The following is a 14,706-nucleotide window of genomic DNA, read 5'->3' on the forward strand; positions in this document are numbered from 1 at the left end:
AGATCTCCAGTTTCAGCGAGGTGCGGCTCGCGCCGCTCTTCGAGGCAGACGAATTGGAGCGGCTGACAGCTTTTACGCTTGCTCTCGTGGACTGCTGCCAGTTCCCGCCGATGCGCGGCAATGCAGTTGATTGGTCGGAGATTTCGATCGCGTGCAATCTCACCTCTCAGCTAACCACCAAGCACAAACGGATCGGCCAGTTTGGGTTCGATGCCGTCATCCGGTGGGTAAAAAATAGTGGGTGCTTGGTTCCCTTCACTAGGGATCCTGCTGGAATTGCTTATCGATGGTGATGTGGTGTTGGCGTCTCGGCAAATGTTGATCACCGCTGCGATTGGAAAGCTGCCTCCAGGTTTAGCCGGTCAAAGGCTCCGCTCTCGCGCTTGCCAATAGAGCCATGATCGGCCTCCCTCACTCCATCCGCTCGACAACGCTCGCCTGAGATCCGGCAGCGCCTATTCGAGTTCAATCTTGGCGTCGCGCACGACAGGTGTCCACTTGGCGATCTCCGCCTTTACATGTGCGCCGAGCTGCTCCGGCGTTGAACCCACGACAACGGCGCTGAACTCAGCCATCCTTTTTTTGACCTCCGGATCGGCGAGCGCCTTAATGGCGGCCGAGTTCAGGCGAGCAACGACATCTGCCGGGGTACCGGCGGGAGCAAACAGCGCGTTCCACGTGTAGGTTTCGTAGCCTGGAACGGTCTCGGCCACTGTTGGAACATCGGGGAATGATGAAGCACGCTCCTTGGTCGTGACCGCAAGCGCACGCAGTGTGCCGCTTTTGATGTGACCGGACGACGAGGGCAAGTTGTCGAACATGATCGGAACCTGATTGCCAAGAACATCGTTTAACGCCGGGCCCGCGCCCTTATAGGGGATATGTTCCATGTCCACCCCGGCCATCGCCTTGAAGAGCTCTCCGGAAAGATGCAGCGGCGTGCCGTTCCCAGACGAAGCATAGCTGTAAGTGCCAGGATTGGCCTTGAGGAGCGCGACCAGTTCGGCAACCGTTTTGGCCGGCAGCTCGGGATTGACGACGAGAACGTTGGGTACCAGCACCAACAGCGAGATTGGGGCGAAATCCTTTTCGGGGTCGTAGGGGGTCGATTTCAGGATCAACGGATTGAGCGCATGCGTCGCAACCGTTCCCATCAGGATCGTGTAGCCGTCTGCATCGGCGCGCGCGACATTGCCGGCGCCAAGATTACCGCCCGCACCTGCGACATTCTGCACGATCATCTGCTGGCCCAAATCCTCGGACATCTTTTGAGCCAGGATACGGGCAACGACGTCGGTTGATCCGCCGGCCGCAAATGGAACGACCATCGTCACCTGCCGATCGGGAAAATCCGCCGCCAGTGATGGCGATCCCGCCACCAGCGTCGCCACCAAAGAAAGGCCCGCAGCAAGCGTGTTTCGACGCGTCAGGATCAGTTTCGTCATCCAAATTCCTCCTCGTTGCAGTCTGTTTGTCAACGCGATGCGATGATCCCGTTTGCTCAGTCTTCTTCCTGGAAGACCTCCTCGCGCTTGGCCTTTACCGACGGCAAAAACACGACCAGCAGGACAGCGAGCGCAATCAGGAGCAAGATGGCACTGATTGGACGCGTCACGAAAGTCATCGGATCGCCGCGGGAAAGGATCATGGCGCGCCTCAGGTTTTCTTCCAGTAGCGGCCCCAGCACGAAGCCGAGAAGCAACGGTGCCGGCTCGCAGCGCAGCTTGACCAGCAGGTAACCCGCCAGCCCGAAAAAGGCGACGGCATAGAGGTCGTAGACGTTGGAATTGACGCTGTAGACCCCAATCGAGCAGAAGGCCATGATGATCGGGAAAAGCACGTAGTAGGGAATAGTCAGCAATTTCACCCAGAGGCCGATCAGCGGTAGGTTGAGGACAACCAGCATCAGATTGCCGATCCACATGGAGGCGATGATCCCCCAGAACAGGGCGGGCTGCTCGCTCGCCACGTTCGGACCCGGCACAATCCCCTGGATGATCATGGCGCCGACCATCAGCGCCATCACTGGATTGGCCGGAATCCCGAGCGTCAACAGCGGAATGAACGACGTCTGTGCCCCGGCATTGTTGGCCGATTCCGGACCGGCAACGCCGGCAATCGCCCCATGACCGAACTCCTGCGGGCGGTCGGAGATGCGCTTCTCCACCGTATAGGCGGCAAACGCAGCAAGGATGGCGCCGCCGCCCGGCAGGATTCCGAGTGCTGACCCGATCGCCGTGCCGCGTAGCACCGGTGCGATCATCCGTCGGAAGTCCTCGCGCGTCGGCCACAGACCGCTGACCTTGGCGATCAAGACCGTGCGGGTCTTCTCGCCCTCCAGATTGCGCAGGATCTCCGCGACACCGAACACGCCAACGGCAACGGCAACGAAATTCAGCCCGTCGGCATATTCACGAATTCCGAGGGTAAAGCGCGGCGTTCCCGTGTAGATATCCGTACCGACCAATCCGAGCAGCAGGCCAAGCGCCACCATGGCGAGCGCCTTGACGATCGAGCCATGCGCAAGGGCAACCGAGGACACCAGCCCGACGATCATGAGCGAGAAGTATTCGGCAGCACCGAATTTAAGGGCAAGCGCGGTCAGAGGGATTGCGAAGATCGCCACGAGAAAGGTCGAGACGGTGCCGGCAAAGAACGAGCCGAGTGCCGCAATCGAGAGTGCTGCCCCTGCTCTGCCGCGACGCGCCATCTGATAGCCATCGATCGCCGTCACCGCCGACGAAGATTCGCCCGGCATGTTGATGAGGATGGCCGTGGTCGAACCGCCGTACTGGGCGCCATAGTAGATGCCGGCCAGCATGATGAGCGAGGAAACCGGCTCGAGCTGGAACGTGATTGGCAATAGCATGGCGATGGTCGCCGTTGCCCCGATCCCCGGCAGGACGCCGATCAAGGTGCCGAGCAGCACGCCGATCAGGCAAAAAAGAAGATTCTCGGGCGAGGCAGCGGTGCTGAAGCCAAGGGCGAGATTGCTGACGAGATCCATAGATGCCTCCTAGAACCGAACCCAAGGGCCGAAGCGTTCGAATGGCAGGCCAAGCGCATAGCTGAAGACGGCGACCGAGAAGAGGGTTATTGCGGCTGCAAGGATTATCGCCAGCGGCACCTTCATCCGCGAGGAAGCGAAAGCCGCAATCAGCGCCACGACGAACAGCGACGGCACGAAACCGAGGCCGCGCACCGTCAACCCGAAGACGATCGGGGCGGGCAGGATGAAGGCCAGTCCGCGCCACGCGATCGGGCCGAGCGGCTCGCCTTGAACCCGTATCGCCTGGAGCAGCACGATCAAGCCGAGAAATGTGAGAACAACAGCAAGCAGCAGCGGGAAATAACCCGGACCCATACGGAGCGCCGTGCCGAGTTCAAGGTTCAGGCATTGATAGATGAAGAAGCAGCCCAAGCCGACGAAGAGCGCGCCGCAAAGAGCGTTGGTGCTGTCGAATGTCAATGATTTCATGTCTCCCCCGCTGTCGTTTCGACCTGAGCGCAGCAACAGTGCCGCCCGAAGGTTCTTCCGGGCGGCAACGAAGCGGCCTAGTCCGCGTACTGGCCCGCAGCCTCGATCACCGGCTTCCAGCGGGCAATCTCCGTTTCGAGTTTGGCCTTGAGCGCTGCCGGTGTCGCGTCAGCTTCCGGCGATGGCTCGGTGCCCAGTTCGGCGAAGCGGGCAATGACATTCGGGTCCTTGAGCGCAACCTGCAGCGATTTCGACAACCGCTCGGTCACATCGCCCGGCGTGCCCTTCGGCGCATACAGACCATGCCAGATACCGACTTGGAAATCGGGAAGGCCGCCTTCGACGGCGGTCGGCACGTCCGGAAGCACTTTCAGGCGTGCAGGCGAAGTGACGGCGTAAGCCTTGATCGTGCCTCCCTGGATCTGCTTGGTCGTGTTGGTGGTCTGGTCGCACATGATGTCGACCTGGCCGCCAAGCAGGTCGGTCATCGCAGGACCGGTGCCCTTGTAGGGAACAGTGGTCAGCGGTGTTTGGATCGCACTCATCAGCATCATGCCGCACAGATGGGAGGCCGCGCCGATACCCGCGTTGGCAACAGTCACACTGTCCTTGTTAGCCTTGATGTATTCGACAAGGCTTTTGAGGTCGGTCGGCTCGAAATCCTTGCGCGCAACGATTGTCATCGGCACGTCAGTCACGAGACCGACATATTCGAAGGAGTTCAAGGTGTCATAGGCAAGCTTGCGGTAAAGCGTGGCGCTTGTCGCCATGCCGATATGATGCAAGAGCACCGTGTAGCCGTCCGGGTCTGCCTGCGCGACGCGGCCTGCGCCAAGCGTGCCACCAGCCCCGCCGACATTTTCGACAATGATCTGTTGGCCGAGATCCTTCGACATCGACTCGGCCACGAGACGGGCGACCGTATCTGTCGGGCCGCCGGCGGCGAACGGAACGACCATCGTGATGGTCCGTTCCGGATAGGTTTGAGCGATTGCGGACGCGGAAATGAGCGAAACGGCGGCAACGGCCGTCATGCCCAGCAAGGCATTCAGTATTTTCATGTCATCCTCCCAGTAAACCACCGGAGCGGCTCCCCCCGCCCCGGTCATCAACTGTTACTGTGGAGTGCTCAATGCGTCGGACAACCGGGCGAGGTGCTGCTTGTCGCATTTTCCTGCATGATATCACACAAGACGGGTAGGAAAGGGGACAAACGAGCGGGACCATGGGTGGATTTCCACCCATTCACACTTCGAGCTCGTCCTCACCCCGACTCCCTTTTTCAAGCCCGTATTTCTGCATCTTCTCGTAGAGCGTCTTTCGCGAAACGCCCAGCATCTCATAGACTGGACGGAGACTCCCACCGTGAGCGGCAAGCGCGCTGGCAATAAGGCCGCGCTCAAAGGCGGCAACCCTGTCGGCGAGCTTCTGGTTTTGCTCTGCCGTGTCCTCAGGCTGCAGGTCGAGACCGAGAACCAGTCGGTCGGCGGCGTTGCGCAATTCGCGCACATTGCCAGGCCAGCTTCGCGAGCCGATCTTGCCGATCGTCTCCGGCCGTACCTCTATGTCGCTGCGCCCGTAGCGGGCCGCCGCCTCTCGAACCAACTGGAAAAACAACAGCGGAATATCGGCTTGCCGCTGCGCAAGCGAAGGGACATGAATGGTAACGACATTGAGGCGATAGAGGAGGTCAGGACGAAAGCGCCCTCGTGCCACTTCGGTCTCCAGATCGACCTTGCTGGTGGCAATGAAGCGCACGTCGAGCGATATAGCTTCGTTGGAGCCGAGACGGGTAATGACGCGCTCCTGCAGGACACGCAGGAACTTCGCCTGGAGATCGAATGGCATCGAGCCGATCTCGTCGAGCAGGATCGTGCCGCCACGACCGTGCTCGAACTTTCCGTATCGCGGTCGAAGAGCACCGGGAAAAGCGCCGGCTTCGTGTCCGAACAACTCACTCTCGATCAGGGTCTCCGGCAACGCCGCGCAATTGATCGCAATGAATGGCTTTCCGGCCCGGGCGCTGGTGTCGTGCAGCGCCCGGGCGACAACTTCCTTGCCGACACCGGTCTCACCGATGATCAGCGTGTCGGCATCCGTTGCCGCAATTGCTCGCAGCCGATAGCGCAGGTCCACCATTGCCTGCGTGCGTCCGGGCAGACGAGCCTCGATGTCGTCGCGTTTGCCGGCCACTGCACGCAACCGCCTGTTCTCGAGAACCAGGCTGCGCCGATCCAGCGCGCGTCTGATGATGCCAACAAGGTGCTGGGCCGCGAATGGCTTTTCGACAAAGTCATAAACCCCGGCATGCATTGCGCTGACGGCGAGCTGCACGTCCGCATGTCCCGTCACCAGGATGACCGGTATCTCCGAATCCATCTCGCGTATCCGCTGCAAGAGCGTCATGCCATCCATGCCCGGCATCCGGATATCGCTGATCACCACGCCGTCAAAGCCATAGCCGACACGCTCCAGCACCGGCTCTGCGCTGGCGAATGTAGCAACGTCCAGTCCAAACAAGCCGAGCGCCTGGGCGGAAGAGCGGCGCATCTCCTCCTCATCGTCTATCAGGAGTATCCGGCCTGCGCTCATTACTCAGCAGCCTCTCTGACGACAGGTGCAGCATCAAGGACGATACGGAATTCCGCGCCTCCGTCCGGTGCATTGCTCACCGAAAGGCTGCCGCCAAAATCCTTGATGATGTTGTAGGAGATCGACAGGCCGAGCCCAAGGCCGCGGCCGACGCCCTTCGTGCTGAAGAACGGATCAAAAATACGCTCGGCGATCGAAGGGGGAACGCCTGCTCCATGATCGCGCACGGTTACGATCACTTTGGCACCGTCGCGAGACGACACGACATGGATTCGCCTGTCATCAAGCCCCTCCACCGCATCAGCGGCATTGGTGATGATGTTGACAAGAACCTGCTGCAGGCGCACCGACCCCGCCTGCACGGCGACAGATGGCTCGCTGAGATCGATGTCGAGTGTCGCGTCTGCCACTTTCAGCCGCGCAGAAACGATTTCGAGCGTATCGGCCATTGCGGCGGCAAGCGAAACCGGACCAATCTTTTCATTGGGCTTGCGCGCAAAATTACGCAGGTGCCGGCTGATCGACGCCATCCGGTCGATCAAGCCGGAAATGCGGCCAAGGTTGTCACGCGCTTCATCCACGCGGTTTCGCGCTATCAGCATCGAGGCGCTGTCCACATAGGTCTTGGCAGCGGCAAGCGGTTGGTTGAGTTCATGCGATAAGGCTGCTGACATTTGCCCGAGGCCGGCAAGCTTTCCTGCCTGAATGAGATCGGCCTGCGTCTGGCGAAGCTTTTGTTCCGTCAGTCGTCGCTCGGCGATTTCCTCTTCGATGCGCTGATTAACGCGCGCCAGATCGGCGGTTCGCTCCTCTACACGCTGCTCCAACTGGTTGCGGGCATCGACCTGCATGCGCATCCTTTCGCGCGCGCGTGCCCGGCGCTGCAGCACGATCGCGACAACCAGCCCCGACAGGCCTAGGGAAAGCAAGACAGCGATCAGCATGGTCCGCGCCTGTGCGTGCACGGAACTCGTGTCCATCAAGACACTAACGGTCCAGTCCGCGTCCGGCATGTAGTGGGAGAGCGACAGATATTCCCTGACAGCAGCGCCATCGGCAACAGTGATCAATCTGTGACCACCCGCATTCTGCTCGCTGATCGGAAGCGGCTTTAGAACAGCTTCGGCGTAGCGGCGTGATGCCTGGGTGCGTTGCAGGCGCTCGTCTGTCAGGGGCAGGATGCCGGAATACAGCCATTCCGGGCTACCGGTCATGAAGATGATGCCTTCCGGATCGGAGACGAGTATCTTGTACTCGCCGCCCTTCCACGAGGCCTCGATTGAGTCGATATCGACCTTGAAGACGATAACCCCGCGGATTGTATTGTTCACCCGGATTGGCGAAGCGAAATAGTAGCCTCGCTTCAGCGATGTTGTACCGAGCGCATAAAACCGTGCCTGACGGCCCGCTACCGCATCCTGAAAGTAGGGCCGGTAGCTGAAATTCTCACCCACGAAACTCGTCGGGCCATCGTAGTTGCTGGCGGCGATTGTATCGCCGTTCATCCTCATCACGTAGATATCGGATGATTCAAGCAAACTGTTGATCTCCTTCAGATAGGTGTTTGCCGCATCGCGCAGGGCCGGATTGCCAGGATCGCTCACCAGCTGCTTGATATCGTCATGATCTGCGATCAGTTCAGGCAGCGGCTCGTATCGGCTCAGATGCCCGCCAAGCGCCGAAACAGCAAGGCGAAGCGCCGAGCCAGCTTGCAGTGACGCCTCGTCCATATAGCTTCGCGTCGCGAATTCTTTACCGGGAAAGATGGCAACATAGCAAACGGCCGACAACAGGCAGAAGCCGACAAGGATACGAAATCGTTGCTTCACGAACGCGGGCTCCTCCTTCCCTCGCCGCGGCCACTGCGACCGTCGGGCAAGTCTAGAGTTCAAAGCCGCAGTTTCCAAGAGTGCACGTTAACACCAGTTCGCCCGGACGCTGGACAGAACTTCCTGGCGGATGCAATGTCCGTCTGCGTAAGATCGTCGATGAAGCGCTGGGCTTTCACGATTCAGACGAACCCAAAAGCGACACCAGCCTTGATCGCAGTCATCTCGCCCGGGCCGCACATGGTGCGCGTTTACTCCAAATCCCGACGCGCCATTCAAGCAACTGAAGATTACACCTACCAGGAACCGCGGCACCTCGTCCTCCTGATCCGCCGACGCCAAGGCCCGTTGAAAACCGCCTTTACCCACCTCTAATTGATCCACGCCACGCGAGCTCCGCTTTGAACCTGAGCGAAAGATTTTCACTACCTGCGCTGTCGGTCGGCGGCTCGGAAAGCCATTCCACGGCAGCCTTGGCAACTTCCTTCACGGGTTGGGCAAACGTCGTGAGATCGTACGAAAGCCATGAAGCCTGCTCGATATCGTCGAAACCGGCGACACATAGCTGTTCCGGGATGGAAATGAAGAACTGGTGGCGGGCCGTATCCATAAAGCCACACGCCAGAAGGTCGGTAGCACAGAAGACGGCGTCTGGACGCTCAGCGCGCGTCAACATCCTTTGCGCGAGCACCTGTCCGGCAGCGTAGCCGGTCCAGCCGTGGCGCTCGACCATGACATCAAGTCCGAGTGCCCTGGCCGCTGCGACAAAGCCGTGTTCTCGCGCCATGAGGCTCGGTGTTCCGGCCTCGGAATTCGCAAAGGCGAGCTTGCGACACCCCGCACGGACAAAAGCGGTCACGGCACGCCCTGCGGCCTCGCAATCATCCAGATTGATCTTGAGGGGACCGGGCTGGTCGTCGTCGCGGTTGATGAGAACCAGGCGTTGACCGCTGCGCAGGCAAAGCTGCGCGATCGATTTGTCGGGAAGCCCGGAGAGGATAATCGAAGCATCGGCGCGGTATCGAATAGCTTGGCGCAGCGCCCGATCGACGCTACCGTTCGTAAGGTCGGTGTTGATGAGCATTGCTACCTTGCCGGCGTTCTGCAGCTGCAGCGTCAGTTCCCGCAGCAGAACGGACCGGTGTGGGGTCGCGACATCGGAAACGATAAGGCAGACGATCCCACTTTCCCTGCGCATCAACCCGCGTGCAAGCTCGTTGACGTGATATCCGAGCACTTCGGCGGCCTCCATCACACGTCTGCGTGTTTCAGCCGACACGCTGGCGCCGGGCGTAAAAGTGCGCGAGACCGCCGAGCGCGAAACGCCCGCCCTTTCGGCCACTTCCTGCGCACGGACATAAGCTTTGCTACCCAATGGCCCCTCCCATATCAGCGACTGTGCACAAACTTGCAATCGCGTGCAAGTGTCAGTCAATGAAAGATTTGGATAATCTCGGCATCAATGCTATTGACAGCTGCGTTTGCCTCATGCAGCATTTGCACGCGCTTGCAAAAGCGAGCGGCGTGGAGGCGCCGATTTTTTTCAGGAGGAAACAATGCATACGGTAAAAATTGCCGCGGCAGCACTTGCCGCGAGTGTGTCTTTTGTTGCCTATTCGGCGCATGCTGCCGGTGATCTCAATCTGATCTGCTCGGCCGATGTCGTCATCTGCGAAATGATGAAGGACCGATTCGAGAAAGAGACCGACATCAAGGTGAACATGGTTCGCCTGTCTTCCGGCGAAACCTACGCCAAGGTTCGCGCCGAGGCGCGCAACCCGAAGACTGACATTTGGTGGGCTGGCACGGGCGACCCGCATCTGCAGGCGGCAAGCGAAGGCCTGACACAGGAATACAAGTCGCCGATGCTCGACCAGCTCCAGGACTGGGCGAAGAAGCAGGCCGAAAGCGCCAATTATCGTACGGTCGGCGTCTATGCCGGCGCGCTCGGCTGGGGCTACAACACCGACCTTCTGACGAAGAAGGGGCTGAAGGAGCCGAAGTGCTGGGCCGATCTGCTCGATGCGTCCTACAAGGGCGAGATCCAGATCGCCAACCCGAATTCGTCTGGTACGGCCTATACCGCCCTGGCGACGCTCGTCCAGATCATGGGTGAGGACAAGGCTTTCGATTACCTCGGCAAGCTGAACGCCAACATCTCGCAATACACCAAATCTGGCTCCGCGCCGGTCAAGGCGGCCGCACGCGGCGAGGCGACGATCGGCATCGTCTTCATGCATGACGCGGTCGCCCAGACGGTCGAAGGCTTCCCGGTCAAGTCCGTCGCGCCTTGCGAAGGTACCGGCTATGAGATCGGCTCGATGTCGATCATCAAGGGCGCCAAGAACCTCGAAAACGCCAAGAAGTGGTACGACTGGGCGCTGTCTGCAGATGTGCAATCGCACATGAAAGATGCCAAGTCCTTCCAGCTGCCGTCCAACAAGTCTGCAGAAGTTCCGAAGGAGTCGCCGAAGTTCGAGGACATCAAGCTGATCGACTACGATTTCAAGACCTACGGCGATCCGGATAAGCGCAAGGCGCTACTCTCACGCTGGGACAAGGAAATTGGCGCGAAGGCCAACTGATCTGATCCACAATGACAATGGCCGGCTCCCGGTTGCCGGCCAAAATGCATGATACTGTACCCAAGCGGGAGCGACCGATGAAGAACCACAACCGCAGACTGGAGATCGCTCTCGTCCTTGCCGTTGTCGCCCTGATGCTGCTCCCGTGGTATCGGATCGAAGGCGGCTTCTTCGGCCTTGGCTGGCTGTCTGATTTCCCGGGTGATCCCTCCACGGCGCCCGGCATCGTGCAGATCGTCTCACATGGCCGATGGTGGCTCGCGATCGCTGTCCTCTTTGTTCTGCTTGGCGGCATCGCGCGCTTCCTTCCCGATCATCACCGGCGCGGTTCGCTGCTTGCCTGGGCGGGCGGCCTCGGCCTTCTGTTTCTCGCGCTTCAGGGATTGGCGATCGGCTTTACCGGCTGGAGCTGGACGATCAGTGAAACGCTATTCGGCGCTCTGCCGGACGGCCAACCTTCGATGGGCGCGGGTGCTGTTGTCGTCGGCCTCGTCTTCGTGCTCTTCTTTTCCTTCGGGCTTGCCGAGCGCGGCGTGATGAAAGGCGATGCCTTCGTCGTCAGCGCCATCGCCATGCTGATTTTCCTCGTCACCGTCTTCGTCTTCTACCCGATCGGCAGCATGTTCGTCGGCGCCTTCCAGGATTTCGACGGGTCCTTCAATCCCAACGGCTTCCTGGCGAATATTCAGGATTCTTCGGTCTGGAGCCTGCGATGTGTGGTGGGCGGCGAGCGCTGCGGCGTCGCTTGGCGGACGCTTTTGCTGGCGATCATGACGGCCGCCAGCTCAACGACGCTCGGCCTCTGCTTTGCCCTTGTTGCGACACGCACCCACTTCCCTTTCAAGAAGGGGCTGCGGCTGCTGACCATCCTGCCGATCATTACTCCACCCTTCGTCGTCGGCCTTGCTCTTACGCTGCTCTTTGGCCGCTCCGGCGTCGCCACGCAGTTCGTCTCTTTCCTGCTCGGTGTCGAGCCCGGCCGCTGGCTCTACGGCCTGACCGGCATCTGGATTGCCCAGGTGCTCTCGTTCACGCCGATCTCCTTCCTCGTGCTGATTGGTGTCGTGGAGGGCGTCAGCCCGTCGATGGAAGAGGCCTCGCAGACGCTGCGCGCCGATCGCTGGCGCACCTTCTGGCGCGTCTCCCTGCCGCTGATGAAACCCGGGGTCGCCAACGCCTTCCTGATCGGTTTCATCGAGAGTATGGCGGATTTTGGCAATCCGCTGGTACTCGGTGGTAGCCACGGTGTGTTGTCGACGGAAATCTTCTTTGCTGTCGTCGGCTCGCAGAATGATCCGTCGCGCGCGGCAGTGCTCGCCATGATCCTGCTCTGCTTCACGCTCTCGGCGTTCCTGGCACAGCGTTTCTGGCTTTCCGGTAAAAATTTCGCGACGGTTACTGGTAAGGGCGACTCTGGCCAGCATATCGCACTGCCGCGCGGGCTTTCGATTGCTGTCCATGCGATCGTCATTCCCTGGATGATCTTCACCATCGTCGTCTATGCGATGATCCTGTTCGGCGGTTTCGTACGCACTTGGGGTCTCGATAACACGCTGACATTCGAACACTACATCCGTGCTTTCTCGGTCGGGTTGCGCGATGACGGCGGCCTGGCCTGGACGGGGGTCGCCTGGAACTCGTTCTGGACGACGATGGAGATCGCCCTGATCTCCGCCCCACTCACGGCCGCTGTCGGCTTGCTCACCGCCTACCTCATCGTCCGGCAGAAGTTCGCCGGGCGTAATCTATTCGAGTTCGCGCTGATGATGAGCTTCGCGATCCCCGGCACGGTCATCGGCATCAGTTACATCATGGCCTTCAACCTGCCGCCGCTCGAAATGACCGGCACCGCGCTGATCCTCGTCGCCTGCTTCGTCTTCCGCAACATGCCGGTCGGCGTGCGTGGCGGTGTGGCGGCGATGAGCCAGCTCGACAAGAGCCTCGACGAGGCCTCGCTGACGCTGCGCGCCGACAGCTTCCGGACGATCCGCAAAGTCATCCTGCCGCTCTTGCGTCCGGCAATCACGGCGGCCCTCGTCTATTCCTTCGTGCGTGCTATCACCTCGATCAGCGCCGTCGTCTTCCTCGTCAGCGCCGAGTACAACATGGCAACATCCTACATCGTCGGCCTCGTCGAGAACGGCGAATACGGCGTCGCCATCGCCTATTCCTCGACACTGATCATCGTCATGGTCGCCGTCATTGCGAGCTTCCAGCGTCTTGTCGGAGAACGGCGGCTGCGGCGTGAAAATCGCGTTGCGCTCGCAGCACCGACGGCTACCGCTTCAGCACCTTTCGGTCAGGAGAAAACCGCATGAGCACCAACAAACCTGGTTCCGTCGTCTTTAAGAATGTGCGCAAGAGCTTTGGTGCCTTCACAGCGATCCCGGACCTTTCCTTGACGATCGAGCCCGGTACATTGGTTACCCTGCTTGGCCCCTCGGGTTGCGGCAAGACGACAACACTGCGCATGCTGGCAGGTCTCGAGCATCCATCCGCGGGGAAAATCCTGATCGGCGGCAAGGACGTGACCATGCTGCCCGCGAACGAGCGCGACGTCTCGATGGTCTTCCAGTCCTATGCTCTCTTCCCGCATATGACGGCACTCGACAACGTCGCCTACGGCCTTGAATCCTCCGGCCTGAAGCGCAAGGAAGCCCGCGAAAGGGCTGAAGAAGGCTTGCAGCTCGTCGGCCTTGCCGGAATGGGGCAGCGCCTGCCCGCCGAACTCTCGGGCGGCCAGCAGCAGCGTGTCGCGGTTGCCCGCGCACTGGTGCTCGGGCCGCAGGTGCTGTTGCTCGACGAACCTCTGTCGAACCTCGACGCACGCCTTCGCCGCCGCGTCAGGACCGAGATCCGAGAGTTGCAGCAGCGGCTTGGCTTCACCGCCGTCTACGTCACCCACGATCAGGACGAGGCACTCGCCGTCTCCGACCAGATCATCGTCATGAAGGACGGCGAGATCGCCCAGAAGGGCGCGCCGCGCGACCTTTACGACCAGCCGGCATCGGCCTTCATCGCCGACTTCATGGGCGAGGCGAATGTCGTGCCTTGCGATATTGTCGGTATCGACGGCGACCATGCGACGATCAACGTCGAGGGGCTGTTGCATCGGGTCGCCAGCCGCAACATGCGTCCGGGTCCGGCGCAGCTTGCAGTTCGTCCGAACGCCATCACGCTGGCGCCGAAGAATGGCGGCGCTTTCAGCGGACAGATCACCCACGCCGCCTACCTCGGCGATCACGTGGAATATGAAGTCAAAACCAATAACGGCACCCTGTTTGTCGTCGATCCTGCGATGGAGAGGGCTTTTGAACCTTTGACAGAGGTTGAAATCGGCTTCAAGGATCGCGGGATTGCCATCATCGGCGGCTGAGCGCCGCATTTCATCAAGGGAAGATTTTTATGACGTCGCATGTCGTACCAGGGCTCGAGGCGCGCTTTGCACTTGCCGAGGCGGTGGCCCGCGAGGCAGGAGCGGTGGCGCTCGATTACTTCAAGCGCCGCGAGACACTGGTTATCGAAACCAAACGGGACCCGCAGGACGTGGTCTCGATCGCCGACCGGGATGTCGAAAACCTGATCCGCGCCCGGTTCAACGAAGCATTTCCCGCCGATGGCGTGCTCGGCGAGGAGTATGGCCTTGAAGAAGGCACCTCGGGGTTTACGTGGGTCGTCGATCCGATCGACGGCACCAGTCCGTTCGTCAACGGCATGCCGAACTGGTGCGTTTCCATTGGCCTGCTGCATGACGGCGTACCGGTCGTCGGTGTCATCTGCGCACCGTGCCATGACGAGCTTTATGCTGCGGCACTCGACAAGGGAGCAACGCTGAATGGCAAGAAGCTTTCCCTGGACGCGTCGCGGACCATCAGAAACGCCGTTACAGGCATCGGTGCCAACAACCATGTCACGCCGGCGCTCGTCGCTGGGATAGTCGAAAGCCTCCTGGAGGCCGGCGGCAATTTCATCCGCAATGGTTCAGGCGCCTTGATGCTCGCCTATGTCGCGGCCGGTCGTCTCGTCGGCTACTACGAGCCATACATGCACGCATGGGATTGCATGGCCGGATACTGCCTCGTGAGGGAAGCGGGCGGCTGGTACCATCCTTTCCCAACGGTCGGGGAACAGCTGACAAAAGGCGCGCCGGTGCTTGCCGCCGCGCCAGGTGCGATCGACGACCTGCGCAAGCTCGCTGGCGTGTGATGCCGTTGACAGACCG

General features: G+C 60.5%; 11 protein-coding genes. 4 read left to right on the plus strand and 7 right to left on the minus strand.

The window, feature by feature from the left end:
* Window positions 1-455: 455 nt before the first annotated feature.
* From K9B32_RS07785 to K9B32_RS07815, 7 genes are all read right to left on the minus strand, one after another.
* Window positions 456-1,445, minus strand: a complete 990-nt coding sequence (locus tag K9B32_RS07785) for a Bug family tripartite tricarboxylate transporter substrate binding protein (protein WP_224561376.1) — start codon at window positions 1,443-1,445, stop codon at window positions 456-458.
* Between the two features lie 56 nt (window positions 1,446-1,501).
* Window positions 1,502-3,007, minus strand: a complete 1,506-nt coding sequence (locus K9B32_RS07790; protein WP_224561377.1) for a tripartite tricarboxylate transporter permease — start codon at window positions 3,005-3,007, stop codon at window positions 1,502-1,504.
* A gap of 9 nt (window positions 3,008-3,016) precedes the next feature.
* Window positions 3,017-3,478: a tripartite tricarboxylate transporter TctB family protein gene (locus K9B32_RS07795; RefSeq protein WP_224561378.1), complete on the minus strand. Its 462-nt coding sequence runs from the start codon at window positions 3,476-3,478 to the stop codon at window positions 3,017-3,019.
* A gap of 77 nt (window positions 3,479-3,555) precedes the next feature.
* A complete protein-coding gene (locus K9B32_RS07800; protein WP_224561379.1) occupies window positions 3,556-4,539 on the minus strand; it encodes a tripartite tricarboxylate transporter substrate-binding protein in 984 nt (327 codons plus the stop codon).
* A gap of 184 nt (window positions 4,540-4,723) precedes the next feature.
* Window positions 4,724-6,070, minus strand: coding sequence for a sigma-54-dependent transcriptional regulator (locus K9B32_RS07805; RefSeq protein ID WP_224561380.1), 1,347 nt, complete (start codon window positions 6,068-6,070; stop codon window positions 4,724-4,726).
* The gene (locus tag K9B32_RS07810) at window positions 6,070-7,899 is read right to left on the minus strand and encodes a sensor histidine kinase (protein WP_318013317.1); all 1,830 of its coding nucleotides are present in this window, start codon (window positions 7,897-7,899) and stop codon (window positions 6,070-6,072) included. Before K9B32_RS07810 ends, K9B32_RS07805 begins: the two co-directional genes overlap by 1 nt.
* 361 nt (window positions 7,900-8,260) lie before the next feature.
* A complete protein-coding gene (locus K9B32_RS07815) occupies window positions 8,261-9,274 on the minus strand; it encodes a LacI family DNA-binding transcriptional regulator (RefSeq protein ID WP_224561381.1) in 1,014 nt (337 codons plus the stop codon).
* Window positions 9,275-9,455: 181 nt separating this feature from the next.
* Between K9B32_RS07815 and K9B32_RS07820 the strand changes: the two genes are divergently transcribed.
* From K9B32_RS07820 to K9B32_RS07835, 4 genes are all read left to right on the plus strand, one after another.
* Window positions 9,456-10,484 (plus strand): ABC transporter substrate-binding protein, encoded by a 1,029-nt coding sequence (locus K9B32_RS07820; protein ID WP_224561382.1) that lies wholly within the window; start codon window positions 9,456-9,458, stop codon window positions 10,482-10,484.
* Between the two features lie 77 nt (window positions 10,485-10,561).
* Window positions 10,562-12,802 carry an ABC transporter permease gene (locus K9B32_RS07825; protein ID WP_224561383.1) on the plus strand — a complete coding sequence of 747 codons (2,241 nt, stop codon included), beginning with the start codon at window positions 10,562-10,564 and terminating at the stop codon, window positions 12,800-12,802.
* Window positions 12,799-13,860 carry an ABC transporter ATP-binding protein gene (locus tag K9B32_RS07830; RefSeq protein ID WP_224561384.1) on the plus strand — a complete coding sequence of 354 codons (1,062 nt, stop codon included), beginning with the start codon at window positions 12,799-12,801 and terminating at the stop codon, window positions 13,858-13,860. Before K9B32_RS07825 ends, K9B32_RS07830 begins: the two co-directional genes overlap by 4 nt.
* Window positions 13,861-13,889: 29 nt before the next feature.
* Window positions 13,890-14,690, plus strand: a complete 801-nt coding sequence (locus K9B32_RS07835) for an inositol monophosphatase family protein (RefSeq protein WP_224561385.1) — start codon at window positions 13,890-13,892, stop codon at window positions 14,688-14,690.
* The last annotated feature ends 16 nt before the right edge of the window (window positions 14,691-14,706 follow it).

This window comes from Rhizobium sp. 3T7, assembly GCF_020166565.1.
In the GTDB taxonomy this organism is placed as follows: domain Bacteria; phylum Pseudomonadota; class Alphaproteobacteria; order Rhizobiales; family Rhizobiaceae; genus Rhizobium.